The following is a 26,878-nucleotide window of genomic DNA, read 5'->3' as shown; positions in this document are numbered from 1 at the left end:
CCTAAACCTTACGGCCTGAGCGCATAAAAGGCAATTAAATGCCTAAAATGGGTAGTATTTGAAAAAAAAGGGTATTTAAGTGCCGATCGCTCAGCCCAGCAGTCCTAGCTCTTGCGCCCGGGCCACTGCTTGCGTGCGTCGCTCGACGCCCAGCTTGCCGTTGATGTGGCTGGCGTGGGTTTTGACGGTGTGCAGGGAAATGAACAAGCGCTCGCTGATCTCCTGATTGGAACAGCCTTGCGCGATCAACTGCAGCACGCTGAGTTCTCGGGCGCTGAGGTGGTCGCCGCCGTTGCAGCCGAGCGGTTCAGGGGTGACGCGCAGGCATGGCAGCCTCTGACCGGGAGCAGCTTCAGGCAGTTGCTGAAGCAGGTAATCGACCAGCCGGCATGGGGGGCGTTTGTGCAGTTGCTCGCGCAGCCAGTCGGGATGACCACGAATCAGGCGCTGGAAGGGCAGAACCGCACCGCCCGAGGCGAGCAGAAGGCTCTGTTGAAACAGCTCATCTGCCTCGGGCCCGCGTGATGTGTCGAGCAACAACAGGATGCGCTGACTCAGCGCATTGAGTCCGAGCAGTCCTGCGCCGATCCGCCGGGCGTACTCCACCAGACTGAGCAGCCGCGCCATTGCCTCTTCGGTACGGCCCTGAACGTGGTCAAGAACCGCCCGCAGCGTTTCGATCTGTTGAGGCAGTTGCGGCGAGCATTCGGGGGCGGCGGCAGGTTGATTGCCGCCATAGGTCTGTCCCAGTCGCAGCAGCCAGGCGTCAGCCAAGTCGATGCGGCCCTGGGCCAGCCAGAGCTCGCATTTGGCGAGAGTGATCATTGCCAGGTAATAAACCGGCGGCACGTCCCAGATGTGCATCAGCCGCTCGGCCTCGGCCAGCTCGGCGAAGGCTTCGGCGTAGCGTCCTTCGCGCCCCTCCATTCCGGCAATCACGCAGTGGCCGATCAGCACGCTGATGTCACGGCAGGCGCGCGCCTCGGCGAGTCCGGCGCTCAAGCGCTCGCGGCCTGCCTCCGGTTGAAGGCACTGCACCAGCAGATAACCTTCGTACAACGTCAGTCGCGCGCGCACCGCGTATAACTTTTGTGAAGACAGGCCGTTCAAACGTCTTAAGCCCTGGCGCACCTCCTCCATCGAGCGAAGCGTTTCGCCACGGGCCTGCAACGTGCGGGCCCGGTCGTAGTGCGCCAGTGCTTCAAACAACGGATTGGCCACCCGTTGCGCCAACTCCAGGGCGTCACGGTTCAGCGCCCGGGCGCGCCATAAATCTCCATCGGCGATGGCCAGATTCGCCAGCGTCGACAGGCACAGCAAACGCTGACCGTACCGCTTGGGCGGCAGACTTACCAACGCTTCGCTGCAATAACGTCGGGCCGTTTCACTGTCGCCGCGGCCTCGGGCGATGATCCCGCTCAGCGCCAGCCACTGCGCCAGCATTGAATTTTGCGCGGTCGCGGAAGGGGCCGGCAGGAATCGACTGAGGTGGTTGCCCAGCTCCTCGGCTGCGTCCAGCTGACACGCCAGGCCCAGGGCCCAGGCGTACAGCACGATCAAACGCGGCGTGCTGACCAGCAGGCTGTCGGGCAAGTCCATTTTCCAGCGCAGCAGCATGCCGACGTTTTGCTCGGCAAGCAGTTGTTCTTCGGACAGGTTCTGCACCAGATTGGCCGCCACATCCAGATGTCCCGCGCGCAACGCCTGCTCAATGGCTTCGTCGAGCAGCCCCTGGTCGCTGAACCAGCGGCAGGCATTCAGGTGCACGCGCCGTTGTTGCGGTGTGACACTGGGTCCGGCGCGCGCGCGCAGCAGGTCAGAAAACAAATGGTGATAGCGAAACCAGCGGCCATGCTCGTCCAGCGGGACCAGAAACACCTGATGGGCTTGCAGGTACCCAAGCATCTCATCGCTGTCATGACTGTCACGTGCGGCATTGCACAGGGCACCGCTTAAGCGCTCCAGACAGGCGGTTTCATAGAGAAAAGCCTGAACGTCGGCCGGCAGACAATCAATGACCTCTTCGAGCAGGTAATCACGGATCAGCCCTTCCCCGCCGTTGAGCCCTTGGGTCAGCGCGTTACTCCCCGCTTCGTTGGCCGCCAGCAGCCAGAATCGCAGGCCGGCCACCCAACCTTCACTGCGTTGCAGCAAGGCGTGCAGTGCTTCATCGCTCAAGCCATGGCGCTGCGGATCCAGCACCGCAAGCGACTCGTCGTCGGTCAGACGCAGGTCCTGCTCGGACAACTCCAGCAATTGACGGGACAGCCGCAGCCGCGCCAGGTGCCAGTTCGGCCTCTGCCGGCTGGTGACCATGATGTTCATGCCCGCAGGCAGATGATTGAGCAGAAATTGCAGGCAGCGATCCAGCACGGGGCCCTGCACCAAGTGATAGTCGTCGAGCACCAGCAGCAGCGGTTTGCTCAGCATCAGGTGCATCGCCAGTTCGTCCAGCAAACCGTCCAGCCACTCTTCGAAGGCAAACGGCTGGTGACGCTGACGCATCTTCAGAAGGCCGAGCGCCTGGGCGCCGAGTTGGGGGAAAAACTGCTGGAGACCGCAGAGAAGACGTTCGAGAAAACGGCCCGGGTCGCTGTCCCGGTGGCTCAGACCCAGCCAGAGGTTCTGCCACTGATCGGGCAGGCTCTCGCAGAACTCCACCGCCAGTGAGCTTTTACCGAACCCGGCCGGCGCGCTGACCAACAAGAGGCGCCCGGACAGACCCGCACTCAGCCGCTCGCACAATCGAGGCCTCGATACGTAACCTTCAGGCAGTGGCGGACGGAAGAAACGGCCTTCCAACGCAGTGACGGCGTGATTTGCGAATCCTTGCAAACGCGACAGATCAGTCATGGCCGGCTCTTGTTGGAGTGCTTGTTGTTCGGCGTTCAGATGTCGGGAGACTAGCGGCTATGGGAAGCCTTTTGAACATTGTTAGACGAAAGACTGTAAGAAAACGTATCCCATCAACAGGGGGAATGTTGGTTTATATGTCTGGAGAGGTACATTCACGGCCGTCGGGAGACTCGGCATGTGGCAAAGGAACGCTGCGCAGGTTGCCTGACAGCGAGAACCTGTCAGCTCAGGCAAAAAAAAACACCCCGACCACTCGGGGTGTTTCCTTTCTGCGCTATGGGGTTCAGCCATAGGGTGAAACAGCGAAGGACTTCAGTGCGCTGTAGCTGTGATCAACATTGCACGCTCTCCGCTTGTACGGTCAGCCGTTAGCGCACGCCTTCCTGGCGCAGCGCGTTGGGCGAGAAGTCGCTGGCAGTGGCGGTGAAGCCGAAGTCATACGCCCTCTTCTCTTCGTTCTTCATGCCCAGCGCCAGGTAGCGACCTGATTGCAAGTCGTACAGGGCTTCGAGGGCGTACCACGGCACTTGCTTGTCGTAGTAGTTTTCGGCGTGGGCTTCAGCCACGCGCCACAGTTGACCACGACCGTCGTAGTGATCGATGACCGCTGCCTGCCAGGTGTCTTCGTCGATGAAGAAGTCACGTTTGGCGTAGATATGGCGCTGGCCTTCTTTCAGCGTGGCGGTCACGTGCCAGACCCGACGCAGTTCATAGCGCGCCAAGTCCTGATTGATGTGGCCGGCCTTGATGATGTCGGCGTATTTCAATTTCGGATCGTCGAGCTTGTAGCTGTCGGACGCGATGTACATCTCTTGTTTGCCGATCAGCTTCCAGTCGTACCGATCAGGCGCGCCGTTGAACATGTCGAGGTTGTCGGAAGTACGCAGGCCGTCGGCGGCGGTGCCCGGCCCGTCATAGGACACTTGCGGCGCACGGCGTACACGACGCTGCCCGGCGTTGTAGACCCACGCCGCACGCGGCTCTTTGACCTGATCGAGGGTTTCGTGCACCAGCAGCACCGAGCCTGCCAGACGCGCTGGCGCCGTCACTTCCTGCTTGAAATAGAACAGGATGTTGCCCGGATTCTTTGGATCGAAATCCTTCATCTTGTCGCGAAAGACGAACTCATCGTGGAAGTACACCGGGTTGAACGAGCCGTTGGTCTGCGGCGTGGCCTGGGTGACCAGACGCGAGACGCTGCCGCCACGATAACGGGTGATGTGGTTCCAGATCACCTCGAGGCCGTCTTTCGGGATCGGGAACGGCACCGCGGTCTCGAAATTCTCCAGGCCGTTACCGCCGCCCACCAGCTTGGTCCTGGTGGCGTTGTTCTTGATCGCAGCGAACACGTCAGCCGGCACAGTGGCGCCACGGTGGGACGGGTAAACCGGCATTTTGTAGGTGTCCGGGTAGCGCTTGAACATCGCGTACTGGCCCGGGGCAAGTTTGTCCTTGTACTGATCCACGTTCTGCGCCGTGATGGTGAACTGCGCTTTTTCACTGGCGTATGGGTTGGCCAGGAAACCTTTGTCGTCCACCGCGCCCGCGTTGGTCGGCATCGGGCTCCAGGCCGGGATGGTGTTGGCAGCGTTGCCGGCTTTCTCCGCGCCCATTGGCGTCAGCGTGGTGCCCAGCTTGGCGGCTTCGGCGTCGGACACCGCCGCCATCACGCTGGTCGCCAGCAACGACAGCCCCAACACGCCCACCTGCAACAGACCCTTCGTGATTTTCATTTTCATTATTGTCCTTAGAAGTTCATGCCGAAGCTGAGTGCTACGAAGTCGCGGTCGTCCACGGTGGTGTACTTGCCGTCGAAGAAGTTGGTGTAGGAAAGGTTGGCGGTGTAGGTGTTCTGGTACTCGGCGTCGAGGCCCAGACTCACGGCCTTGCGACCTTCCTCGAAGTTGCCGCCAGGACCCGGCGAGTAGCCGTCGACGTCGTGGGACCAGGCCACGCTCGGGCGCAGGTTCACACCGGCGAAGACGTTGTTGTAATCCCAGATGGCGCGGGCGCGGTAACCCCACGAATCGGTGGTGGTGAAGCCATCGTTTTCGCAGTAGCGGCTGAGGTTGTTCTGCGCGGCAGCGCCCAGGGTGCTGGCGTTGAGGGTCTGGCACTGACCACCCGGCAGCGGGCCAGGGCCATAGCTCGGGTCGCGGCCATAACGCAGTTTCGAGGTGCTTTCCAGACCGCCGACATGGGTCCAGCCGACCTCACCCACCACGGTCAGACGTTCGGCGCCCATCACTTGGTCGAAGAAGTGCGTGAAAGTGGTCTGCGCCTGGCTGATTTCCTTGCGGCGATAGCCTTTCTGGTCCTGGCCGGGTGCGCCCTGCAGCAGCGACACGTTCGAGTTCAGCGGCGACAGGCCGGAATACAGAATGTCGGTGGTGTTCAACTGCACCGGTGCGTTCGGGCGGTAGCTCAGTTCACCGCTCCACGCCGTGCCGGTGGGCAAGGTGGTGGAGAAGCTCAGGCCGAACAGGTGGATGTCTTCCGGGTATTCAACGTAGTAACTGGAGTTGCCGGCGACCACGACGGGCAACAGGGTTGGCGCGAGGGCCGCAGCAACACCCCGAGGAACGCCATTGGCCGCCAGACCGCCCACCAGACCCGCTGCGCTGTAGGCGCTCGCCGGCCCGCCCTTGCCGCTGAAGATCGGCAGACGGCTGTGGTAATTCATGTAATAAGCGCCGAACTCGGTGTCCAGCGGCTCGAAGTTATAGTGCATGGCCAGGCCGTACTGGCCGCTGTCCCGGGCATCGCGATCAGGGCCGCGGGCAACCACGGCGCCCTCGTCAGGGCTGCCGAAACTCACGCCGCGGGCTGCCAGCGTTCTTTGAACGGGGCCACGCAACGCGGCTGGCAGAGCCGAATTGAGGCTGTCGCGGGTGCGCAGCACGGCAAGGTTGCTGTTGCAGCCGTCCGCGATGACGTCCGGTTGCGAGAAGAAGGTGCCGCAGTTGTCGACGACGGTCTGGTCCCATTCCAACTGGTAAAAGCCTTCTGCCGACAGGTTTTCGGTCAGGCTTTGCGACAGGTAGAACATGTTGACCGGAATCAGGCCTTCCTTGATTTCCGAGCCAGGACGCCGGAACGCGGACACGTCGACCGGGTTGATGCTGTTGATGCCGCCCTGGATGAAGGTACTTTCACCCCAGCTGACGACTTGCTTGCCCAGACGCACCGAACCCGGTTCATCGGCAATGGAATAGTTGTGATAGACGAAGGCGTCGAGCAGCTCGAAACCTGAGGATTTGGCGCCCTCTTTGCGGCCGGAATCGCTGATGTCCTTGAAGTCGCGGCCTTCATCCTTGAGCTCGAAGTCGTACCAGTACTTGCCCCGCAGGAACACACCGGTGTCGCCGTACTTCAGTTCGAGATCGTGAATGCCCTTGAAGATCTTCGAAAACGTTTCTCCGCTTTTGAAGTTCAAGTGACCGTCGTCGGAGGTTTGCGAAAGACCGTGACCGCCGTTGTTGGAGCCGATCAGGTTCTTGTTGGCATTCTGGGTGGACCAGCTTGCCCCAACTGAGAGCGACGAGTCGAAGTTGCCTTCGATTTCTCCGATATTGAAACTGACGCCGAATGCAGGGCCGGCGAGCGTGGAAGCGAGGCTGACGGCCAAGGGCAATTTAGCCCGGCGCCAGAACTGGTTAGCTGATGTCATCGACGCTACTCCATGTGCTTTTATTTTTATGGCAGTGGGTGCTTCCGGAAACGACTCAGGCGGACGGGCCGCAGTGCCTGGTGTCAACGCTGATCGGGCAGCCAATCAACTGCGAAACGATCGATGCGCTTTCTCCGGTACCAACCTACTGCCGACTATAGCCAGCAGGTGCTGCTGCTTGATCCCTCTAAAGTGTGATTTATAGCGCCGACACCTCTGGCACGCCGACTCCAGAGTGGCCAATCACATCGCAGGGGGAGCATGGCTGAAAAAGAAGAATTGGCAAGGAAGACGCCGGAGTAGAGCCTTCGCGGCACATTTTCAAAGCAATGAACGATGAAAATGGCCGCGAAGGAAAGCGTCAGAGCGTGGAGAGGAAAGCGCTGTTGCTGCCCTGCCATTCGAGGATGTTCTGGCGGATCTGCTTCTTGTCGAGCTTGCCGACGCTGGTCTTGGGAATTTCGGTAACAAGGGCGATCTGGCTCGGAATGGCCCACTTGTTAATGTGCCCCTGTTCCACAAACGGCTTGAGGTGTTCCTTCAGGATCTTGGCATCCAGAACGTGACCCTCGCGGGCGACCAACAGTGCAAACGGGCGCTCGCCCCACTGCGGGTCAGCGATGCCGACCACAGCCACTTCACGGACACCGGGATGGCGACTGCAGAGATCCTCCAGCTGCAGCGAAGACACCCACTCGCCCCCCGTCTTGATGACATCTTTGATGCGGTCGCGAATGTCGATCCCGCCCATGCTGTCCAGCGTCGCCACGTCACCGGTGTGCAGCCAGCCGCCGGCCCACAGTTCGGCGCCCTTCTCCGGCTCCCGGTAATACCCTTCGCTCAGCCACGGCGCACGCAGCACCAGTTCGCCCTGGGTCTCGCCGTCGGATGGCAGAAAGTTGCCCTCGCCATCGACAATCGCTGCCTCGACCAGCACCCCCGGCGCCCCGGCCTTGATTCGGTACGTGGTGCGTTCGTCTTCACTGGCGGCCATCAGGTCGTCGTTCAAGTGCGCAACCGACACCAACGGCCCGGTCTCGGACATGCCGTAGGCCGCAGACAGCTGAATGCCCTTGGCCTTGGCCGCTTCGTACAGCGAACGATTGAGCGAGCTGCCGCCGATGATGATGTGCCAGCCGGTGAAATCCATGTCCTGGGCGGCTTTGGCGTTGAGCACCATCTGCATAATGGTAGGCACGCAGTGCGAGAAAGTGACCTTTTCCTTTTGCCAGAGCGCCACAAGCAACTCGGGGTCGTAGCGGCCGGGATACACCTGTTTGGCGCCCAGCATCGTTGCGGCATATGGCACGCCCCACGCATGCACGTGGAACATCGGCGTGATCGGCATGTAAACCTTGTCGCCGCCAAGGATGCCTTCGACGCTGCCCATGATCGTCGCAACGGCCAAGGTGTGCAGCACGAGCTGGCGATGGGTGAAATACACCCCTTTGGGGTTGCCCGTGGTGCCGGTGGTGTAGAACGTGGTCGCCACCGAGTTCTCGTCGAAATCCTCGAACTGATAGTGCGGACTCGCCGCGGCCAGCAACGCTTCGTACTCGCCGACGAGATTGGGCAGGCCGGTGGTAGCGCCATCGGTATCGGTCAGTAACAGTGTCTTTTCCACCGTCGTCAGTTGCCCGGCGATGGCGTTGTAGAGGGGCACAAACTCGCTGTTGACCAGCACCAGCTTGTCTTCAGCGTGGTTCATGGTGAACAGGATCTGCTCGGGCGACAGCCTCACGTTGATGGTATGCACCACCGCACCAATCATTGGAATGGCAAACATGCATTCCAGGTAACGATGGCTGTCCCAATCCATCACCGCCACGGTGTCACCCGCCTTGACCCCCGCCGCGGTCAGCGCACCGGCCAGCCGGCAGATGCGCTCGTTGAGCATTTGATACGAATAGCGCGAATGGTCCCGGTAAACGATCTCACGGGTCTTTTCGTAGCGCACGCCTGACAGCAGCAGTCGCTTGATCAACAGAGGGTACGGGTACGCCCCTTCGGCGGGCGGAATCACGCGGGTGTGCAGCATAGGAATCCCTTTTCACGGTGCAGGTGCGGGCTTGAAAATATGCACTGTAGGGGCTTGATGCGTCGATCGGATCAGCCGAAGGGATGAATTGTGTCAGCGCACGTCACCGAGCCTACACGTGTGAGATACCAGCCAAAGGATACAAAAATAAGACCAAACGCAGACGAATTGTCTGCGTTGGGCTTTTTGGGGCAGCTAGCCGGCCATTAAGTCTTCAAGGGGCAAGACTGGCCGACATGCTCGGCGTGTTCAGGTAAGGCCCGATTGAGGATGCATATTCAGCCACCGCAGCATCAATCCGTTGCTTCAGCAGGACCGTGGCGCGCTCGACTTCCGCCATCGCCAGTGGACCTGGAACAAAAAGCAAATGGCGAAGCGCTTGGCTGTCAGCAAGGTCATCTTCCGGCTCACCGCTTCCGTCCGAACGCGTCTGTGGAATGGGTTCCCTGGTAGCCGCTACTAACTCTGTCGCCAGTCGGGCTTCTCGCAACGCTGACTCTTGGGCTCGCTGATTGATCAGTGCTTGAGCCGCAGCTTCGGCCTGTTGCTCGGCGAGCTGGCGGGCGGCCAATTCAGCAGCCTCCTTCGCCCGACGCTGCTGAATCTCGCGGGCTTGTTGCTCCGCAAGCTGTTGAGCGTGGAGGCGAGCCGCCTCCTCCGCTCGTTGTCGCGCCAACTGACGAGCTGCTTCCTCTGCCTGTTGCTGAGCAAGTTGGCGCGCGGCCTCCTCGGCCCGTCGTTGAGCCTCTTGCCGGGCTGCCTCAATCATTTGCGCATGAGTCGATGAAAGCTGATTGATGAAGTTGCTCAAATACCAAACAACCTCACTGGCAATGATTTGGCGATGCACCTCCACAAGGGGGGCGGACATAAAAGAAAGATCCGCCCCTACCATGCTATTGAACTGATCCAAGGTGAGATGCCCTGCATCGTCACGTTCCCCAGGGGCATAAGGGGGAATAGACGCAAGCTTGGCTGCTCTCAGTTGCGATGCCGCGTCCCGATACCGCTCAACAATCTGAAGATCAGACATTCCAGTTGTTGAGCCTAAGTGAGCGATAACTTCGCTCTGGATTGAGCCTGGAAGCTGCTGAAGTAACACTGTGTAATGAGCCATTGATAAATTCCTTTTAAATAAATATGGAGATGCCCAATTGGTAGTCAATCAGACGCCGACTTGAAACCAGCTTTACCATTAGCTGTTCGCCAGGCCTTGACTTCTTTTACTATTCCTTCCGGAGAATCATCAGCACCGGGTTTGGGGTAGTAAATCAAATCGGAGCCATCAGGGTGTTCGCCGAGGCGCTCAAAAGTCATTACCGCTTGGGTGTGCTGATACTCGGTTTTGTAGTCCACAACACAGATTTTTCTAACGAGTTCTAGAAACTCTGCTTCGGTGAAGTCTTGAATCGTTTCAGCGTTCATTGTCACGTCCCTCATTACGTAAATCTCTGTGGATTGCGTCGTGGTTAGCTGGGGTATTGAGTCTTAAATTATCAACGCCGTACACATCTCCTCCCTGTGAGATTGGAACAACGTGATGTATTTCGAGTTTTACCCTGCCGCCTTTCCTATCTTGCCTTGCCGCAAAAGGCGCGAGGCCAGATTTGATGAGAGCAATGTTCCTCTCACTCATATTTGCAGTGATCTCAGGGTGTTTCGACATCTCGCGCCATATGGCCCGCTTCAGATTTCGAAATTCAGCATAGTTCTTACCTCGCAGTGCGTCTGCAATCACTGACGGCACTGGCGAACCCAGACCATTGGATGCCGACGCCTGCCAGTTAGGATCGATATCGCCACCGAAACCGCTCACAACCCCTGGCAAATACCTGGGGCTGTTGAACATGACATACACAGGCGGAAGGCCCGAGTCCGCCGGAAAGACAAGTATGTAGTCCTCAAAATCCTCTATGTCATAAGTCGGGAAATGTCCAAGCTGCTCCGAAACGGGCAAAATAGCGGCCCCGGAATATTCAGGGCCCTTGGAATCATCCGCCGGTAAAACAGTGGGACTGCTCTCTGGGCTAACCGCGGGTGTCCAGATCAGCGCGGGGCGGTCTGCCCCGTCCTGTTTGAATTCATACGCTTTGATGCTCGCGTTATAGACAAACGTTCGCACACGGACTTTGGAGCTGACCATCAAACCGTCGGCTTCAGCCCAGACCGTTTTTAGTTCGCCTTCACCCTCCTCAATCCTTAACCGGTGGGTAACCTCAACCGTTCCAACGCGGCCTGCGATGAAATCGAGGTCGACATTGCCAGAGACCCCAATTTCCGACGCAGGCGAAGCAATCAGTGGGGGCGCGAGTTCACCGTCAGCCAACTCGGTTGGATAAAGTAAAGCAAGTTGCGGAAACGACCGCCCTAGTGCCTTGGCTGCCTGTCGGGTGAACAGCCTCTGCGCGATAGCTTTGGCTGTTTCAGACGCAGTGGGAAAGTTCTGCGTTGGAGCATTCGGTCCTGCCACCATCGACCAGAGTCGGCTTGCTTCAGTAGCATGCTTTAAGACCAGAGACTCGTCATTGGCTACGGAGTTACGCGTCTTCCAGGCTTGCTCGGCATAGTGTTCTGAAAGCGCCGCAGATTTATCGAGCAACTGAGTCACTGCTTTTGCGTGCAAGTCGGCTTCAAGCGCCTGCTCATAGGCAAGACTCCACGCTTGGTGAGTCTGAAAAGCTTGTTCTGAGCTAACGCTTCGACTTTGTAAGATTGCTCCGTAGTGCTCGCTGGTTATTTGGAGAGGATCACCCCCAGTAAAAGCATGCGAGCTCTGACGATTACTTTCAGAAGCCGCTTTTTTTTGGGCGATCAAGTAGTTGATCCGGGCTTTATGCTCAAGTATCGCGTTCAGTGACTGTTGACGCTGGGCGTCGTATAACAAGCTGTCTTCGCCTAGTTCGGACATGAGCGAGACAGTTAGTGCGGCTACATTGTGATCATGCTGAAGATCAAGCTCACGTTTTCGAGTTGCTTGCGCGAGAGGTAAAGATTCCAGGGCTTGACGGTGAGCCGCTGCTTGACGCTCTTGCTCGGCTCTCGCGTTTGCCGCAGCCATAGCCGCTTGAGCTTGCGCCTCCCTTCTGGCTTCTTGCTCAGCCGCAGCGTGAGTTTGGGCTCGAACCCGTGCCTCAGCGTCAGCAACGGATTGCTCGTTAGCTTCTTTTTGAGCCTGTAACTCAGCGGCTGCCTTGGCCCGGGCAGCTTCAGCTCGCTGACGCGCTTCCTGTGCGCGGCGGCGCTTATCGCGAATGCGCAGACGGCGACGTTTGGAGCTAGACAATGTCCCGGCTCTGCCACCCTCACCGCCTCTGCCACCCCCCCATCCAATGCTCCATCCATCACGGGAGGGTCGAAGCCCCCCGCCAGAGCCGTAAGGATTACCAAGAGGTATTCCTCGATTGACTACAATATTTTTTTCTCCGGTGTTGCTCATACAGGTTCTCCTTTTTGTCTGTATGGCAACCACGTAACGCTCATCCCTCTGATGTCAGGTAATACATAGTTATGGAGATTTTTTTATTTGTTGTGATATAGGGCGCAGCACTGCGAGCCCTGCCTTTTTCACATCGGAATAAAAAGCAAGGACGAAAAAAACCCGCCGTTAAGGCGGGTATGTTTCCAAACAGGTTACCTAGCAACTGTCCAAGTCTTTTTTGATCGAATCGCATTGCTCAGCATTCACCTTAAGGCGCGACGTCGCAACAGACCATCACATCAACCTCAATGCATTTCCGTCAACGCCAGCTTCAAGCCCAGCGCAACCAGCACACCACCCATCGCCCGATCAAACCAGTGACCCATCCGCGCAAAGCCCGCGCGCACCCGGGGCTGGCTGAACAGGCGTGCCACCAGGCAGAACCACGCGCCGGTCGCGAATGCCAGGTAAACCCCGTAGCCGGCTTGAACCAGCATTGGCGTGTGCGGATTGATCACGACGGTGAACAGTGAGAGGAAAAACAGCGTTGCCTTGGGGTTCAGGCCGTTGGTGACGAACCCGGCCGTGAAGGCGCCCCGCGCGGTGCGCTCGCCTTTGGCGATGTCCACGGGCGCATCCGATGCGCTGGCAGGTTTGGCGCGCAGTGCTTTGATGCCGACGTAAATCAGGTAAGCCGCTGCAGCCCATTTCAAGGCATTGAACAGGACGATGGATTGCGAAACGATCAAGCCAATCCCCAGCAGCGAATAGCCGACGTGCAGGAAAATCGCGGTGCCCACACCCATGGCGGTGTAGGTGCCGGCCTTGCGCCCGTGGGTCACGCTCTCGCGCACCACGACCGCAAAGTCCGGTCCGGGACTGGCGACGGCCAGCAGGTGGATCAGCGCAACGGTTAAGAATTCGGGCCAGTACATTGAAGTTCTCCAGGCGTTATGGCGAGCGGCAGGCTCTGGTAGGCTCGTCACATTACGCTTCCCACCCACCGAGCAAAAGGTACAGCTGATGCCCAGTCAACGCCGAGCAGTTTTCCTGGATCACACCTCTCTGGATCTGGGGGATCTCGACCTCGCGCCGTGGCGTGAAACCTTCAGCGAACTGGTGCTGCACGCGAGCACCACGGCCGATCAGGTGGCCGAGCGCTTGAAGGACGCCGACGTGGCCATTTCCAACAAGATCATGATTGATGCCGACACGTTCGCCGCCTGCCCGAAGTTGAAACTGGTGCTGGTGACCGCAACCGGCGTCAACAATGTCGACCTCGATGCCGCGCGTAAACACGGTGTGGTGGTGAGCAATTGTCAGGGCTATGGCACGCCTTCCGTAGCTCAACACGCAATGATGTTGCTGCTGGCGATGGCCACCCGCTTGCCTGACTATCAAAAAGCGATTCAACAGGGCCAGTGGCAAAAATCGAAGCAGTTCTGCTTGCTGGACTTCCCCATCGTCGAGCTGGAAGGCAAGACACTGGGGCTACTGGGCCATGGCGAACTGGGCGGCGCCGTCGCGAAGCTGGCGGAAGCCTTCGGCATGCGCGTGCTGTCGGGTCAGATTCCCGGTCGTCCTGCCCGCCCTGATCGCGTGCCACTGAATGAGCTGCTGCCACAGGTCGACGCCCTCACCCTGCATTGCCCACTCAACGAGCACACCCGGGACATGATTTCCGCCCACGAGCTGAGCTTGCTCAAACCCAAAGCCTTCATCGTCAACACCGCTCGCGGTGGCTTGATCAACGAGCAGGCACTGGCCGATGCCCTGCGCAACGGTCATCTCGGCGGCGCGGCCACCGACGTGCTGACGGTCGAGCCACCGGTCAACGGCAATCCGCTGCTGTCGGGCGATATTCCGCGATTGATCATCACGCCCCACAGCGCCTGGGGCAGTCAGGAAGCGCGGCAGCGCATCGTCGGCCAGATCAACGAAAACGCTTTGGCGTTTTATGCAGGCGACCCCGTTCGGGTCGTGAGCTGACACGCAGCGCTTTGCAGGCCCGCCACTCCGTTGCACAGGGCACGTGCGCGGCGCGGCAGGCCTGTTAAACTTCGCCCTTTTTTTAAGGAGCCGACGATGGACCCGCGCAGTGAAGTGTTACTCCGGCAGGCCGATTTGTTTCAGGGCTCCTTGTTGCTGACCGGCCTCCCCGCCGACGACTTGCTGGGCACGCTGCCCAAAGCACGTGGCTGGAGCTGGCACGCTGGCGACTTCGACACCCTCGGTACGCGGTTTCCCGAGCGCGTGCACTTCGGCACCGAAGCACCGGCCGAACCCTTTGAAGCGGCGGTGCTGTTTTTGCCCAAGGCCCGCGACCTCGCCGATTACCTCATCAACGCGCTCGCTTCGCGTCTGGCCGGACGTGAGCTGTTTCTGGTCGGTGAAAAACGCGGCGGCATTGAAGCCGCGGCCCGCCAGCTGAGCCCGTTCGGGCGCACGCGCAAGCTCGACAGCGCGCGTCATTGCCAGCTCTGGCAAGTCACCGTCGAAACGCCTCCGCCAGCCGTTGAACTCGACAGCCTGGCTAAACGTTTCGACATTGAAATCGAAGGCGGCGCGTTGAAGGTGGTGAGTCTGCCGGGCGTGTTCAGCCACGGCCGTCTGGACCGGGGTTCGGCTCTGCTGCTGGAGAACATTGATCGGCTTCCCGCTGGCCATCTGCTGGACTTCGGCTGCGGGGCGGGCGTTCTCGGCGCGGCGGTGAAACGCCGCTACCCCGAAACACGCGTAACGATGCTGGACGTCGATGCGTTCGCCACCGCCAGCAGCCGCATGACCCTGGCTGCCAATGGCCTCGAAGCCGACGTGCTGACGGGCAATGGAATCGACGCCGCGCCGCACGACCTGGACGTGATTCTGACCAATCCGCCGTTTCATAGCGGCGTGCATACCGACTATGCAGCGACCGAGAACCTGCTGAAAAAAGCACGGGAACATCTGAGAAAAGGTGGTGAACTGCGCTTGGTAGCCAATAGCTTCCTGCGCTATCAGCCGATCATCGAGTCTCATCTGGGGCCGTGCGCAATCATGGCCGAGGGCCAGGGTTTCCGGATTTACCGCGCGAAACGTGCGTGATAATTAGCGCTTGCCGAACGGCAAACGGCTAGGCAGAATCCGCTCCGTCCTAGGGGAGTAGTCTCCCACGAGCGCCATGCTCGTCCGGCACGCATCAACATACTTGGTCCTCAGACCATGGTGCGTGCGACCCCAGATCCGCTCAGACGGATCGGTGGTTTGACAAGACCTATGACACGAACATCCTGACCCGGGGCGGGGAGGTTGTACGTGTCATAGCCGTGTTGACCCGCCCCTTAGGAAAACCCTGATGCTGGAATCCCTGTTGGTCCCCACCACCGTCGTCGCACTGGCTGAAATCGGTGACAAGACCCAACTCCTCGCACTCGTGCTCGCCGCTCGCTTCCGCAAACCCTGGCCCATCATCGCCGGGATTGTCGCCGCCACGCTGGCCAACCACGCCGCAGCCGGTGCCGTTGGCGCATGGTTCAGCAGCTACCTTTCAGACGCCGTTCTGCACTGGATCCTGGCCGCCAGCTTCACCGCCACCGCGCTGTGGACGCTGGTTCCGGACAAGCTGGACGACGATGAAGCCAGTACGGGGCGCAAGTACGGCCCCTTCCTGACCACGCTGATCGCGTTTTTCATCGCGGAAATCGGCGACAAGACGCAGATCGCGACCGTCATGCTGGCGGCGCAGTACCCAAGCTTGTGGCTGGTGATCCTGGGCACGACGCTGGGCATGTTGCTGGCCAACGTGCCGGTAGTGCTGGCGGGTAATTTCGCTGCGGAGAAACTGCCGCTGACGCTGATTCGTCGTCTGGCAGCAGGGGCATTTTTCATTCTGGCGATCGTTGCGGTGTACAAGGCGATGCAGATCAGCGGCTGGGTGTAGTCACAGACCCCATGCCCTTGCAGGAGTGAGCTGGCTCGCGATGCTTTTCAATCGCTCCGCAGATACGCGGCGACCGTTCGAGGATCGCGAGCAAGCTCACTCCTACAGCGTTTCATGCACGCACCCGCTCCGAAAAACGCCGCGCCAGCTCACCTATCGGCGTCAGGCGCTGATCAACCCTTCGGCGCCTGCTGATACAACGGCATCACTTTCGGAATCGCCGCTTGCAGCGAGGCGATCCGGTTGGACGAGGCCGGGTGGGTGCTCATGAATTCAGGCTGCGACGCGCCGCCCTGAGCTTCCATCTTCTGCCACAGCGTGATCGCGGCGTTCGGGTTGTAACCGGCGCGAGCCGCCAGTTCGAGGCCCAGCAAGTCCGCTTCGTTTTCATTCGCGCGGCTGTTCGGCAGTGTCAGGCTGTAGTCGACCACGGTGTCGGCCAACGCCAGACTGTCCTGCCCCAACCCCAATAAGGCACCGGCGCCCTGCTTCGCCATCTGCACACCGTAGGCCTTGGACATGGCTTCACGACCGTGTTCACGCAAAGCGTGGGCGATTTCGTGGCCCATGACCGCCGCCAGTTCGTCATCGCTGAGCTTCAACGTATCGATCAGGCCGCTGTACACGATGATTTTGCCGCCCGGACCGCAGTTGGCGTTCAGCTCATCGCTTTTGATCAGGTTTACATCCCACTGCCACTGCGCCGCGTCGGGCCGCAATTTCGGCGCCTGAGCAATCAGCCGCTTGGCGATGGCCTGCACGCGCTTGCCCTCGGCGCTGCCGTTGTCGAGCACGCCTTTGGACGTGGCTTCGCTGACCGTCTGCTGATACGACTGGGCGTACATCTTGTTGACTTCGTCAGTCGACAGCATGCTGAACATGTATTGCTTGCGCTCGACACCCACCGAATCGCCGGTGGTGGTATTGACCGCCTGACACCCGGCGATCAACAAAGCTGCCGTCACACCACAAAGAGCAAAAATCCCGCGCATCTCGTATCTCCATTGAAACAATCGCGCCATCCTAGGCAATACGCACGCCGAGCACCAGATGCCAGCCGTCTGCGATGTGAAAAGGCGCAAGAAAACCCAGGCGTGTAACAGGAAAGAAATATCCGGATCGCGATTCACTTCGGTAGAGACAGCGCTACAACGGCGTCAGGCATTCCGGGGCGTTGAGCTTCGGATCATTCACCAGATTGGCCAGAGGCCGTTCGCGCAGTTGCGTCTGCGGGGCGGCGAGCAATGATTGCAAGGTGATCAGCGGGCAGTCCGGATCAAGCCAGGCGCGCTGACCTTCCTCGTCGAGGATCAAAGGTCGGCGCTGGTTCATGGCCGACTGCGTGACCACGGCAACGCTCAGGTAGGTGTGGCCTTCCACGGGATAGGCTTCCCAGATCGCCGCAAAATACAGCGTCGATCCTTCGGCCGGCGTTAGCCAGAACGGCCGTTTGCGCACGCTGCCGCGCCATTCATAGAAGCCGTTGGCCGGGAGCAGGCAGCGTCGCTCCCGAAAGGCCTGCTTGAACATCGGTTGCTCGGCCACGGTTTCAGCGCGGGCGTGGGCGGGTGTGCGCGACATATCGGTCAACCAGGGCGGCGTCAGCCCCCAGCGTGCCCTCGCCACCTCCCGCCCTCGCTCGGCGTCCTCCTCGACCTCGCCCGACGTTGCCCGGACCATCAAGACAGAGGCAGCAGGAGAAATATTCCACTGCGCTTGCTGGTCGCTCGGAAATCCGGGCAAGGCCGCAAAGGCAGGCGACCAACGAAACAGCGCATAGCGTCCACACATGGGTTCAGCACAACTCTTTTTGAAAGCGAATGAGGCGTGCGCGAACCGGATTCAGCACAGCAACACATCGGGGTAGCTGTCCGGCTCGTCACCGGGCAGCGGAAAGGCGGCATTGTACTCGGTGATCAACAGACGTGCCTGCTCGGCCTGGTCGTCAGCGACCGTCAGGCCCAGTAACCCGAACGCCGGCAAATCCCCGACCGCGCCCAACAGATGACGCCCGGTGATGTGGGACTCGATGCCTTCACTGGCCAGCATGGCCTGCAGCAGCTCGCCTTCCATGAGGTGCTCGGGCTCATAAATCTTGCGCATCACTCGTTCTCGCTGCGCACGTTCAGCGACCAGTCTTCCCCATCGGTCTGCAGACTGAAGACGATCGGCCGGCAGCAGACGGGGCAATCCTCAATGTAGGTCTGATCGCCACCGGACAGATCCAGCACCGCCTCCACCGGTTCGCCACAATAAGGGCAGTCGTAATCCTGTATTTCCTGCATCGCAGTCTCCGGGCCCAGTTTTGCGTATAATCGCCGACTTGTTTGCGGGTCGAGCTTTATTCCTCAGCATCCGGGCATCAGCCTGAGTCGCCATCTTGAGCGAAGCCGCTTTGTTGCGCGGCCGCCGCCCAGGCACCACGCCTGTGGTGTCGTGACTCGCTGCTGCAACCGGACTCGACCTCCTTTACCTTAGCCGTTTCCGACAAGAGAGCATGATGGGCGAATTCGATGCCATCCGACCGTACGACGACACCGAAGTAAAAGCCGTGCTTGATCGGCTGCTGGGTGACAAGGCGTTCCTCGCGATCCTCACGCATTTCCGATTTCCGCGTCTGGCCGGCTCCCTCGGCTGGATTCTGCAGCCGGCCATCGCGCGCAAGCTGCGTCGCCAGTTCGCCGGTATCGATACCGTCGCGGCCTTGCAGGACAAGGTCGAGCATTACGTCGACCACACCATCGAACGCGCCACTGACGGTGTGACCTACACCGGCGTCGAGCAGTTCAAGTCCGGGGTCGCGTACCTGTTTCTGGCCAACCACCGCGACATCGTGATGGACCCGGCCTTCGTCAATTACGCGGTCTACCACGCAGGTCTGCCAACGCCGCGCATCGCCATTGGTGACAACCTGCTGCAAAAGCCCTTCGTCAGCGACCTGATGCGCCTGAACAAGAGCTTCATCGTGCACCGCTCGATCATCGGGCGACGGGAGAAGATGGCCGCCTACCAGTTGCTGTCGGCGTACATCAATCATTCGATCCGCAATGACTGCCAGTCGATCTGGATCGCCCAGGCTGAGGGCCGCGCCAAAGACGGCGACGACCGCACCGAATCGGCCATCCTCAAGATGTTCCACATGAGCCGCAAGGACGAGCCGTTTGGCGAGGTCATTCAGTCGTTGAACCTGACGCCGGTGTCCATCAGCTATGAGTACGATCCGTGCGATCACGCCAAGGCGCGGGAGCTGTACATCCGCGCCACCACCGGCAGTTACACCAAAGTGCCGGGCGAGGACGACGTCAGCATCGCGCTGGGGATCACCGGCTACAAAGGCCGCGTGCACGTGAACTTTGCCCCGCCGATCACCGAGCTGTTCGAGGACACCAAATTGCTGGCCACCGAAATGGATCGGCAGATCCTCGGCGGCTATCGACTGTTCCCGGTGCATTACCTGGCGTACGCGCAGTGGGCCGACGCCGACCCCGAACTCAAGGTGCCGAAGGCCGCCGAGGTGTTCCCGGCGGACGAGCTGGAGCGTGCGGAGGATGAATGGCAGCGCCGCCTCAATGGCTGCCCCGCCGAGCACCGTCCGTTTCTGATTCAGCAATACGCCATGCCGGTACGCAACCAGTACCGCGTGAAGGCCGGTTTGCCACTTTAAGGCCGCCTTCCCTTCCACGAATAAACGGCGCTCTCAGGGCGCCGTTTTTCGTTGTGCGCCTCCGTTGGCGGTCGATCCCGCCTTCACAAATGTGTCACCGCTGACACACTCAAGCGTAAGACTGGCTTGCTAGGGTCGTCGCCTATCCAAACGAGTGAAGGCGTACGCTATGCGATCCAGCAAACCGGTTGCCCATGTGATGGTGTCTTCCCTGGTACTTTCGTTGCTCGCCGTGTCGGTTCAGGCAGCGAGCCGTGCGGGAGACGACACCATCAACGGTGTCGACCTGCTTTCCGGATTCGACACGCTGTGGACGACCGGTGCGACCTGGGACACGGGCACACCCACCGCCCTGGGTCAGAGCCTGCTACGGCGCAACCTGCAAATCGTGGTCGACCGCGCCAACACCCGGACCCTCGCCCAGGAAACCGCCGCCTACTTCGACGACCGTCGCGACCAGAGCTATAGCGCAATCAGCGGCCTCGGCTCGTTGAGCGCTGCCTTCAAAGCGGGCGCTGGAGCCTTCACGACCATCACCCAGTTCGACGACAGCAACAAAACCGTCAAATACGACGACAAAGGCAACGGCGCAGGCAGTTCGTCTTCGGCACTGGGCAAAGTCGTCGATCTGGTCAGCGCTGTGCGCAACGATGCCTCGACCACGCCCGCCAAATCCCACTACTTGTATCCGCGACCGTGGCGGCAAAGTCTCGACGGCCAGAGTCTGGCCTTTGTGGTTGCGCCCTCCCTGCGCCCGGCAGAAAGCACCACGCCAGCCAGCGACTCGGGATTCCCCAGCGGCCATACCAACGCCGCGTACCTGTCTTCATACGCCCTGGCCTACGCGATTCCCGAGCGTTTCAGCGAGTTGATGCTGCGCGCCTCGGAGATTGGCGACAACCGCATCGAGGCCGGCATGCATTCGCCGTTCGACGTGATGGGCGGGCGCATCACCGCAACCTATTTCGCCATCGATAACCTCTCCAACCCGGCCAATGCCCAACTGCGCGCCGATGCTCGCGCACAGGCACTGGGCTATTTCACGGCGCAGTGCGGCGGTGACGTCAACAACTGCATGGCCACCATCGACCCGGCGACCGATGGCACGTCTCAACACGCTCAGGACAAGGCGCTGTTCACCTCGCGCATGACCTACGGATTCGATCCGGTGGGCCCGACCAACCTGGCCGCCGTGGTGCCGACCAACGCCGAAGTGTTGCTGGAAACCCGCTTCCCGTACCTGGACGCCAGCCAGCGCCGCGAGATTCTGGCAACCACCGAGATTTCGTCCGGCTATGCGGTGATCGATCAGTCAGGGGGCTACGGCCGTCTGAACCTGTACGCAGCGGGCGATGGTTATGCGGCGTTCAACTCCAACGTCACGGTCAACATGGACGCCAGCCTCGGCGGCTATAACGCCATCGACGCCTGGCGCAACGACATCAGCGGCAGTGGCGGGCTGATCAAGAACGGCAGCGGCAATCTGATCCTGACGGGCGACAACACGTACTCGGGCGGCACGGTGATCAACGGTGGCGTGCTGACCGGCCATGCCAAGGCATTCGGCAGCGGAACGATCACCGACAACGCGACGCTGGTACTCGATCAGTCGACCAACGACACCCTTGCCAGCACCCTGGCGGGCAACGGGGCGTTGATCAAACGGGGCGTTGGCTCGCTGAACCTGACCGGGAACAACAGCCTGTCCGGCGCAACGACGGTGCAAGCAGGTCGGCTGGCGGTCAATGGCAACCTGGGCAACTCCATCGTCAGCGTGCAGCAAGGCGCAACGTTGGGCGGCAATGGCACCGTCGGCGGCATCAATGTCGCTCAGGGCGGCGTGGTGGCACCGGGTAATTCGGTCGGGCAACTGAACGTCAATGGTGACGTGAACCTTGCTCAGGGCTCGGTCTATCAGGTCGAATCGGACGCCAACGGCAAAGCCGACCGCATCGTCGCCAGCGGCCGTGCAACCCTCAATAACAGTACGCTGTCGCTGGTTGAGGGCGGTAACTGGGTGGCCGCAAGCCGTTACTCGATTCTCTCGGCCGCCGGCGGCGTCAGCGGTGCATTCGCCAATGTGCAAACGAACTTCGCGTTTCTCACCCCGACGCTGAACTACACGGCAACCGATGTCGGACTGACGCTGGACCGCAACGCACAGACCTTTGCCAGCCTGGCGACGACCCGCAATGCCAGAGCCGTCGCGCAAGGGCTGGACAGCGCCGGGGCTGGCAACGCGCTCTGGGGTCAGGTGGTGCAGGACGACGCGTCGACCGCGCAGGCCACGTTCAAGGCGCTGTCCAATGAGCTGCATGCGTCGACCCAGTCCGCGCTGATCGAAGACAGCCGCCTGGTGCGCAACGCGGTGAACGATCGCTTGCAGCAAGCGCAGTCGGCACCGGCACTTCGCGGCACGACGCAGACCCTCGCCGGAGATGATTCCCGTGGCGTGGTGTGGACTCAGGCCATCGGCGCGACCGGCAAAACCGACAGCACCGGTGACGTTTCGGGCCTCGATACGCACACCAGCGGCTTGTTGTTCGGCGCTGACGTGCCGCTCGACGAGACCTGGCGCGTGGGTGCGCTGGCCGGTTTCAGCCACAGCAGCTTCGACCTGCGCCATGCCTCCGGTTCCACTGACAGCGACAACTACCATCTGGGCGTCTATGCGGGCGCCAAGTGGGGCCAACTGGGCCTGCGCCTCGGCGCGGTTCGCACTTGGCACGAGCTGACGGCCAAGCGCACGCTGGACTTGCCGGGTGCTTCCGAGCGTTTCAAGGAAGATTACAACGCAGCGACCAATCAGGTGTTTGGCGAACTGGGTTACGCCATCGAGCTGGGCAACGCGCAGGTTGAACCCTTCGCCAACCTCGCCCATGTGCGACTGGACACGGACTCCTTCGATGAGAACAGCAGCGCGATCAGACTGGAGAACAAGTCTCAGGACAACAACATTACCTTCAGCACCCTCGGCCTGCGTGCCGCCACGCGGTTGAACGCTGGCACCGTCGCGATCAAGCCCAACGCGACACTGGGCTGGCGTCGAGCCTACGGCGACGTGACGCCAGAAAGCCGTGCGGCCTTCAGCGGCGGCGACACTTTCGAACTCTCCGGCGCACCGATTGCCCGCAGCGCAGCGGTCCTTGGTGCAGGTGTCGATCTGGGCTTGAGCGACACGCTGAGTGTCGGGCTGAGCTACAACGGACAGGTGAGCAACGATGCGTCGGATCAGACGTTGAATGCGCGGGTGACGCTGGCTTTTTAAGCCATCAAAGCTTGGTGCTCACCCACGACAGCAACAGCGCGAACGCCAGGCACGCCGTGCCGAACCGATAGCTCAGGCGGATCATGCGCAAGGTGGGCACATCCATCAGGTGCATGGGCTCGTCGATCTGGGCTTGCTCGGTGAGGTGGTGCAAGTGGGCCATCTCTCGCTGCTCGCGAGTGCGGGTGGTATGGAGCAGCCAGATGCCGGGGCCCGCAGCGAGCAAGGCGCAGAGGTTGATGGCGATGCCGGGGGCGTGATGGATAAGCGACATGGTGCCTCGATGGCGCCTGGTTCTTGGGCGCCGCAGACTCGGTTTGGATCTGCCGCTCACACTAATCGCTGTCACCTTAACGTCACCTGAACCGGGCACTGTGTGGGACCTCAAACCGACCCACCGCCACGGAGAGCGTCATGCTGCACGCCCACAACCAGGACCGCCTTTACCTCATCGCCCCCAGCGACGAACAGGAAGCATTGATCGACGCGCTGGCGTTCAACGTCCAGGACAGGCACTGGCTGGTGTATTGCGCCCTCGGCGGCCATGCGCACAACGACCTGCCGGAAGTGGATCTGCAAACCGGTTTCAGTTTTCTGGATTTCTATCAGGCGGCTTGAATGCGCCGCGATGAAGATCCCGAGTGCCCTCCCGCTGAATGAACAAAAGCCCCGGCTTCTCGCGAAACCGGGGCTTTTTGTTTATCAGCATCAGGCGTTGAGCTTATTGGCCGAGGGTGCGGCCAATCGTCTGATCCTGGAACAGGCGAGTCAGGGCGTCGCTGAGCACGTCGCTGATCAGCTTGGTATTGGTCTCTTCGTTTGGCGCCATGCCGAAACGTTGATCCATCGAAGCCGCATAACGGCCGCTGTAGTTACGACCGCCATTCTGAACGTCAGCGCGGAACGTGGAACTGATGTTGGCTTCGGTGACGTACAGGCCTTCTTTCGGCGACTGATACTTCAGGTCAGCCAGGGTGACGGTCAACTGCGGGCCACTACCGTTCGGCACGGGCGTGAAACCGAGCAACCGCACACCTGCTTCAGCCTGAGCCTGCAACCTTGGCAGCAACTGCTGACCGTTGACAGTGATCGAACTGGTTTCCGGGTACAGGCCACCACGGGTGCCAAGCTGCTGCGACTGACGACCGTCAACCACGCGCACGACCACTTGCTGGCCGTGACCGACCGGAGCCAGTTGAGCGTTCAGCTTGGGTTCCGGGGTGAGGGATTGCGGGCTGTGGGCACAGCCCGCCAGGGTCAGACTGCCAGCGGCAAGCAAACCGAACAGAACGCGACGCAACATGCTCATTTCTCCATGGGCCAAGGCACAAAATGTGCCGCAGTATAGCGACCTCCCAAGGCCGCTCACTAGGGTAAACATACGACAAAGTGCCATTGCGGCGGTTCCGGCCAGGCAGGAATGCTCCCGCAGTCAAAATGAACACAATTGCGCAATCGCAACGTCACAGCGGTGTCATCCCTGCCGGCCATACTTTTTTTAACTCTCCAGCAAGGAGTCCTGCCATGGACTTTCTTTGGTCGTTGTTCTCGCTGCGCCGCCGTCATCGCCACTATGCACGTCTGGACACCCACGGCATCTGCATGGCGTTCAAGCACTGCGCCGAAACGCCTTGCGGTCAGGGCTGGGTCGAAGTCCACGAGGCAAACCTGTGCTGGCTGCAGCGCCCGCTCCCTGCGAGCGCCCGCGTGACTTCCCGGTCACGTGCGATTACCGCCCGGCATATGCTCAGCATCTGACCAAAAGCCGAATAAAAGTCATTTTTCCTGGATCATTTCTGCCCGTTTCATCGCTATAATCTTCCCCCGATTATAAGGACGTCTCCTGATCGGGCCTCGCAGCATCGTCGATAACCACTATCGACTCCTCCGTACCGCCCACAGAGAGCCTTCCACACAGACATGTGCAGCCCGATGTGGCCGCGGCGCAGACGCCGGATCGTCGATCCATTCGATCGTCCTGCGCCAGTCCTTGCCTCACATCGCGTATGAACCTGATCTGCCAGAGCTGCCATCGCGCAGCCCTTTTTGAGGTTCGCGTCTCCAAAAGAGCGTGAAAAAAACGGGTTTTCACAACTTCACAAGAGTGTGGCAAGCAAATGAATAGTTTCGCGTTTGTAAATGCACCGTTAGCGTCTGACCCAGCCCCCTTGCAAAGGACCGACCGCAACGCAGTCTCCGTCAAAAGAGCCTGAAGCCTGTCCGCTACGGATTTGGTTGCACAACCGGACGCCTTGACGATAGTCGAATGGCTGCACGGGCCGAAAAATGCGTTCATGCTTGCCTCATAAAAGCATCAACCAGGCTCGTTCGGTGGCGTCCGCTGAAGATGCAAAAAATTGCGAAGAATCGGACATGGCGATCCCGGCCAGGTTGAACGAGGCACTGCGCGAACACCGCGCCGCCCGAACCTGGCGACTGACCACGGGAACGCATGCCGTCAATTTGGTGCTGCAGATTTTGGAGACGCGTTAATGGCGTATAACGAAGCAGTCGACGTAGTGCTGGTCGGGGCAGGCATCATGAGTGCCACCCTCGCCGTACTGCTCAAAGAGCTGGACCCGAACCTCAAGGTTGAAGTCGTCGAGCTGATGGATTCCGGTGCTGCAGAGAGCTCCAACCCCTGGAACAACGCAGGCACCGGCCACGCCGGGCTGTGCGAGCTGAACTACACGCCGGAAGCGGCCGATGGCTCGATCGATACCAAAAAAGCGATTCACATCAACACCCAGTTCGAGGTCTCGAAACAGTTCTGGGCCTACCTGGCCCGCAAAGGCACGTTCGGCTCTTCGCGCTCGTTCATCACGCCGGTTCCGCACCTGAGCTTCGTGCAGGGTGAAAAGGGCATGGCGTACCTGAAAAAGCGTTACGAAGCCCTGCGTACCCACCACGCCTTCTCCTCCATGGAATACACCGAAGACAAAGCCAGACTGGCCGAGTGGATGCCGCTGATGATGCCTGGCCGTCCTGTCGATGAGCCTATCGCAGCGACCCGGGTCATGCACGGCACCGACGTCAACTTCGGCAACCTGACCAACCTGCTGCTCAAGCATCTGGCCAGCGCACCCGATGCGCAGGTCAAATACTGCAAACGGGTTACCGATCTGAGCCGCAAGGGCGACGGCTGGACCGTCACCATCAAAGACGTGAACAGCGGCAGCACCCGTGACATCGACGCCAAATTCGTGTTTCTGGGCGCGGGCGGTGCAGCACTGCCATTGCTGCAGATGTCCGGCATCGAGGAAGGCAAGGGTTTCGGCGGCTTCCCGGTGAGCGGCCAGTGGCTGCGTTGCGACAACCCTGAAGTGGTCAAGCGCCATCAGGCCAAGGTGTACAGCCAGGCGGCGGTGGGTTCGCCGCCGATGTCGGTGCCGCACCTGGACACCCGCGTCGTTGACGGCAAGACCTCCCTGCTGTTCGGCCCGTACGCCGGTTTTACCACCAAGTTCCTCAAGCACGGTTCGCTCATGGACCTGCCGCTGTCGATCCGCGCGGCCAACATCGCGCCGATGCTGGCGGTGGCCCGCGACAACATGGACCTGACCAAATACCTGATCAGCGAAGTGCGGCAGTCGATGGAGCAGAGGCTCGATGCACTGCGCCGTTTCTACCCGGAAGCCAAAGCCGAAGACTGGCGTCTGGAAGTGGCCGGCCAGCGCGTACAGATCATCAAGAAAGACCCGAAAAAAGGCGGCGTCTTGCAGTTCGGTACCGAGTTGGTGTCGGCGAAGGACGGTTCCCTCGCCGCACTGCTGGGCGCCTCGCCAGGCGCTTCAGTGACCGTCTCGATCATGCTGGATCTGATCGAGCGCTGCTTCCCGGACAAAGCCCGTACCGAGTGGGCCGCCAAGCTGAACGAGATCTTCCCGGCGCGGGAAAAGGCACTGGAAACCGATGCGCAGCTTTATCAGCGCGTCAGTGCCCAGAGCGACGCCAGCCTGGATCTGGCGCAGAACAGCGCAGCGGCAACGTTCGCCTGATCGCTGGCCTGCTCTAAGAAAGCTGTAAAACAAAACCCCGCCACATC

General features: G+C 60.4%; 22 protein-coding genes and 1 riboswitch. Of the genes, 8 read left to right on the top strand and 14 right to left on the bottom strand.

Annotated elements, in window-relative coordinates:
- Window positions 1-90 precede the first annotated feature (90 nt).
- From M1E04_RS03905 to M1E04_RS03870, 8 genes are all read right to left on the bottom strand, one after another.
- On the bottom strand, window positions 91-2,853 hold the full coding sequence (locus tag M1E04_RS03905; RefSeq protein ID WP_456292432.1) for a LuxR C-terminal-related transcriptional regulator: 2,763 nt from the start codon (window positions 2,851-2,853) through the stop codon (window positions 91-93).
- Window positions 2,854-3,224: 371 nt separating this feature from the next.
- The gene (locus tag M1E04_RS03900) at window positions 3,225-4,589 is read right to left on the bottom strand and encodes a DUF1329 domain-containing protein (protein WP_369318527.1); all 1,365 of its coding nucleotides are present in this window, start codon (window positions 4,587-4,589) and stop codon (window positions 3,225-3,227) included.
- A gap of 14 nt (window positions 4,590-4,603) precedes the next feature.
- The gene (locus M1E04_RS03895; protein ID WP_065991819.1) at window positions 4,604-6,526 is read right to left on the bottom strand and encodes a DUF1302 domain-containing protein; all 1,923 of its coding nucleotides are present in this window, start codon (window positions 6,524-6,526) and stop codon (window positions 4,604-4,606) included.
- A gap of 361 nt (window positions 6,527-6,887) precedes the next feature.
- Window positions 6,888-8,564 (bottom strand): fatty acid--CoA ligase, encoded by a 1,677-nt coding sequence (locus M1E04_RS03890; RefSeq protein WP_456292431.1) that lies wholly within the window; start codon window positions 8,562-8,564, stop codon window positions 6,888-6,890.
- Window positions 8,565-8,778: 214 nt separating this feature from the next.
- The gene (locus M1E04_RS03885) at window positions 8,779-9,681 is read right to left on the bottom strand and encodes a hypothetical protein (protein ID WP_456292430.1); all 903 of its coding nucleotides are present in this window, start codon (window positions 9,679-9,681) and stop codon (window positions 8,779-8,781) included.
- A 44-nt stretch (window positions 9,682-9,725) separates the two neighbouring features.
- On the bottom strand, window positions 9,726-9,989 hold the full coding sequence (locus tag M1E04_RS03880; protein WP_456292429.1) for a bacteriocin immunity protein: 264 nt from the start codon (window positions 9,987-9,989) through the stop codon (window positions 9,726-9,728).
- Entirely contained in the window at window positions 9,979-12,000 is a 2,022-nt protein-coding gene (locus M1E04_RS03875; RefSeq protein ID WP_456292428.1) for an S-type pyocin domain-containing protein, read from the bottom strand. Before M1E04_RS03875 ends, M1E04_RS03880 begins: the two co-directional genes overlap by 11 nt.
- 287 nt (window positions 12,001-12,287) lie before the next feature.
- Window positions 12,288-12,917: a LysE family translocator gene (locus M1E04_RS03870; protein WP_456292427.1), complete on the bottom strand. Its 630-nt coding sequence runs from the start codon at window positions 12,915-12,917 to the stop codon at window positions 12,288-12,290.
- 88 nt (window positions 12,918-13,005) lie between these two features.
- Here M1E04_RS03870 and M1E04_RS03865 point away from each other — a divergent pair, with 88 nt between their 5' ends.
- The 3 genes from M1E04_RS03865 to M1E04_RS03855 all read left to right on the top strand — a co-directional run bounded on the left by M1E04_RS03865 (window position 13,006) and on the right by M1E04_RS03855 (window position 15,901).
- Window positions 13,006-13,971 carry a 2-hydroxyacid dehydrogenase gene (locus tag M1E04_RS03865; RefSeq protein ID WP_456292426.1) on the top strand — a complete coding sequence of 322 codons (966 nt, stop codon included), beginning with the start codon at window positions 13,006-13,008 and terminating at the stop codon, window positions 13,969-13,971.
- Window positions 13,972-14,067: 96 nt separating this feature from the next.
- Window positions 14,068-15,066, top strand: a complete 999-nt coding sequence (locus tag M1E04_RS03860; protein ID WP_456292425.1) for a methyltransferase — start codon at window positions 14,068-14,070, stop codon at window positions 15,064-15,066.
- 39 nt (window positions 15,067-15,105) lie between these two features.
- Window positions 15,106-15,227: riboswitch (yybP-ykoY riboswitch) on the top strand.
- 89 nt (window positions 15,228-15,316) lie between these two features.
- On the top strand, window positions 15,317-15,901 hold the full coding sequence (locus M1E04_RS03855; RefSeq protein ID WP_065991811.1) for a TMEM165/GDT1 family protein: 585 nt from the start codon (window positions 15,317-15,319) through the stop codon (window positions 15,899-15,901).
- Between the two features lie 173 nt (window positions 15,902-16,074).
- On the opposite strand, the gene M1E04_RS03850 is transcribed toward M1E04_RS03855, so the two are convergent.
- From M1E04_RS03850 to M1E04_RS03835, 4 genes are all read right to left on the bottom strand, one after another.
- The gene (locus tag M1E04_RS03850; protein ID WP_065991810.1) at window positions 16,075-16,893 is read right to left on the bottom strand and encodes a M48 family metallopeptidase; all 819 of its coding nucleotides are present in this window, start codon (window positions 16,891-16,893) and stop codon (window positions 16,075-16,077) included.
- 154 nt (window positions 16,894-17,047) lie between these two features.
- Complete coding sequence (locus tag M1E04_RS03845; protein WP_065991809.1) at window positions 17,048-17,692, bottom strand: SOS response-associated peptidase; 645 nt, start codon at window positions 17,690-17,692, stop codon at window positions 17,048-17,050.
- A 51-nt stretch (window positions 17,693-17,743) separates the two neighbouring features.
- Window positions 17,744-18,004, bottom strand: a complete 261-nt coding sequence (locus M1E04_RS03840; RefSeq protein ID WP_065991808.1) for a putative signal transducing protein — start codon at window positions 18,002-18,004, stop codon at window positions 17,744-17,746.
- The gene (locus M1E04_RS03835; protein WP_065991807.1) at window positions 18,004-18,186 is read right to left on the bottom strand and encodes a CPXCG motif-containing cysteine-rich protein; all 183 of its coding nucleotides are present in this window, start codon (window positions 18,184-18,186) and stop codon (window positions 18,004-18,006) included. The genes M1E04_RS03840 and M1E04_RS03835 overlap by 1 nt, the downstream gene beginning before the upstream one ends.
- 215 nt (window positions 18,187-18,401) lie before the next feature.
- Between M1E04_RS03835 and M1E04_RS03830 the strand changes: the two genes are divergently transcribed.
- Together M1E04_RS03830 and M1E04_RS03825 are read left to right on the top strand one after the other, a co-directional pair.
- Window positions 18,402-19,565, top strand: coding sequence for a 1-acyl-sn-glycerol-3-phosphate acyltransferase (locus M1E04_RS03830; RefSeq protein ID WP_456292424.1), 1,164 nt, complete (start codon window positions 18,402-18,404; stop codon window positions 19,563-19,565).
- A gap of 169 nt (window positions 19,566-19,734) precedes the next feature.
- Entirely contained in the window at window positions 19,735-22,833 is a 3,099-nt protein-coding gene (locus M1E04_RS03825; protein WP_456292423.1) for an autotransporter domain-containing protein, read from the top strand.
- Window positions 22,834-22,837: 4 nt separating this feature from the next.
- Here M1E04_RS03825 and M1E04_RS03820 read toward each other — a convergent pair whose 3' ends face one another.
- Window positions 22,838-23,107, bottom strand: a complete 270-nt coding sequence (locus M1E04_RS03820) for a hypothetical protein (protein WP_369318534.1) — start codon at window positions 23,105-23,107, stop codon at window positions 22,838-22,840.
- 140 nt (window positions 23,108-23,247) lie between these two features.
- Between M1E04_RS03820 and M1E04_RS03815 the strand changes: the two genes are divergently transcribed.
- The gene (locus M1E04_RS03815; RefSeq protein WP_065991803.1) at window positions 23,248-23,451 is read left to right on the top strand and encodes a hypothetical protein; all 204 of its coding nucleotides are present in this window, start codon (window positions 23,248-23,250) and stop codon (window positions 23,449-23,451) included.
- 103 nt (window positions 23,452-23,554) lie between these two features.
- On the opposite strand, the gene M1E04_RS03810 is transcribed toward M1E04_RS03815, so the two are convergent.
- Entirely contained in the window at window positions 23,555-24,136 is a 582-nt protein-coding gene (locus M1E04_RS03810) for a YajG family lipoprotein (RefSeq protein ID WP_065991802.1), read from the bottom strand.
- A gap of 221 nt (window positions 24,137-24,357) precedes the next feature.
- Between M1E04_RS03810 and M1E04_RS03805 the strand changes: the two genes are divergently transcribed.
- Both M1E04_RS03805 and mqo read left to right on the top strand, forming a co-directional pair.
- Window positions 24,358-24,591, top strand: coding sequence for a hypothetical protein (locus M1E04_RS03805; RefSeq protein ID WP_456292422.1), 234 nt, complete (start codon window positions 24,358-24,360; stop codon window positions 24,589-24,591).
- A gap of 734 nt (window positions 24,592-25,325) precedes the next feature.
- Window positions 25,326-26,831, top strand: a complete 1,506-nt coding sequence (gene mqo, locus M1E04_RS03800) for a malate dehydrogenase (quinone) (RefSeq protein WP_456292421.1) — start codon at window positions 25,326-25,328, stop codon at window positions 26,829-26,831.
- Window positions 26,832-26,878: the final 47 nt, after the last annotated feature.

This window comes from Pseudomonas sp. AK106 (genome assembly GCF_053903055.1).
This window is presented reverse-complemented; position numbering and strand designations above follow the sequence as displayed.

What these genes read in the sequence shown, in the direction of transcription:
- M1E04_RS03905 (WP_456292432.1), bottom strand. Translation starts at nt 2,853, where the DNA reads ATGACTGATCTGTCGCGTTTGCAAGGATTCGCAAATCACGCCGTCACT.
- M1E04_RS03900 (WP_369318527.1), bottom strand. Translation starts at nt 4,589, where the DNA reads ATGAAAATCACGAAGGGTCTGTTGCAGGTGGGCGTGTTGGGGCTGTCG.
- M1E04_RS03895 (WP_065991819.1), bottom strand. Translation starts at nt 6,526, where the DNA reads ATGACATCAGCTAACCAGTTCTGGCGCCGGGCTAAATTGCCCTTGGCC.
- M1E04_RS03890 (WP_456292431.1), bottom strand. Translation starts at nt 8,564, where the DNA reads ATGCTGCACACCCGCGTGATTCCGCCCGCCGAAGGGGCGTACCCGTAC.
- M1E04_RS03885 (WP_456292430.1), bottom strand. Translation starts at nt 9,681, where the DNA reads ATGGCTCATTACACAGTGTTACTTCAGCAGCTTCCAGGCTCAATCCAG.
- M1E04_RS03880 (WP_456292429.1), bottom strand. Translation starts at nt 9,989, where the DNA reads ATGAACGCTGAAACGATTCAAGACTTCACCGAAGCAGAGTTTCTAGAA.
- M1E04_RS03875 (WP_456292428.1), bottom strand. Translation starts at nt 12,000, where the DNA reads ATGAGCAACACCGGAGAAAAAAATATTGTAGTCAATCGAGGAATACCT.
- M1E04_RS03870 (WP_456292427.1), bottom strand. Translation starts at nt 12,917, where the DNA reads ATGTACTGGCCCGAATTCTTAACCGTTGCGCTGATCCACCTGCTGGCC.
- M1E04_RS03865 (WP_456292426.1), top strand. Translation starts at nt 13,006, where the DNA reads ATGCCCAGTCAACGCCGAGCAGTTTTCCTGGATCACACCTCTCTGGAT.
- M1E04_RS03860 (WP_456292425.1), top strand. Translation starts at nt 14,068, where the DNA reads ATGGACCCGCGCAGTGAAGTGTTACTCCGGCAGGCCGATTTGTTTCAG.
- M1E04_RS03855 (WP_065991811.1), top strand. Translation starts at nt 15,317, where the DNA reads ATGCTGGAATCCCTGTTGGTCCCCACCACCGTCGTCGCACTGGCTGAA.
- M1E04_RS03850 (WP_065991810.1), bottom strand. Translation starts at nt 16,893, where the DNA reads ATGCGCGGGATTTTTGCTCTTTGTGGTGTGACGGCAGCTTTGTTGATC.
- M1E04_RS03845 (WP_065991809.1), bottom strand. Translation starts at nt 17,692, where the DNA reads ATGTGTGGACGCTATGCGCTGTTTCGTTGGTCGCCTGCCTTTGCGGCC.
- M1E04_RS03840 (WP_065991808.1), bottom strand. Translation starts at nt 18,004, where the DNA reads ATGCGCAAGATTTATGAGCCCGAGCACCTCATGGAAGGCGAGCTGCTG.
- M1E04_RS03835 (WP_065991807.1), bottom strand. Translation starts at nt 18,186, where the DNA reads ATGCAGGAAATACAGGATTACGACTGCCCTTATTGTGGCGAACCGGTG.
- M1E04_RS03830 (WP_456292424.1), top strand. Translation starts at nt 18,402, where the DNA reads ATGGGCGAATTCGATGCCATCCGACCGTACGACGACACCGAAGTAAAA.
- M1E04_RS03825 (WP_456292423.1), top strand. Translation starts at nt 19,735, where the DNA reads ATGCGATCCAGCAAACCGGTTGCCCATGTGATGGTGTCTTCCCTGGTA.
- M1E04_RS03820 (WP_369318534.1), bottom strand. Translation starts at nt 23,107, where the DNA reads ATGTCGCTTATCCATCACGCCCCCGGCATCGCCATCAACCTCTGCGCC.
- M1E04_RS03815 (WP_065991803.1), top strand. Translation starts at nt 23,248, where the DNA reads ATGCTGCACGCCCACAACCAGGACCGCCTTTACCTCATCGCCCCCAGC.
- M1E04_RS03810 (WP_065991802.1), bottom strand. Translation starts at nt 24,136, where the DNA reads ATGTTGCGTCGCGTTCTGTTCGGTTTGCTTGCCGCTGGCAGTCTGACC.
- M1E04_RS03805 (WP_456292422.1), top strand. Translation starts at nt 24,358, where the DNA reads ATGGACTTTCTTTGGTCGTTGTTCTCGCTGCGCCGCCGTCATCGCCAC.
- mqo (WP_456292421.1), top strand. Translation starts at nt 25,326, where the DNA reads ATGGCGTATAACGAAGCAGTCGACGTAGTGCTGGTCGGGGCAGGCATC.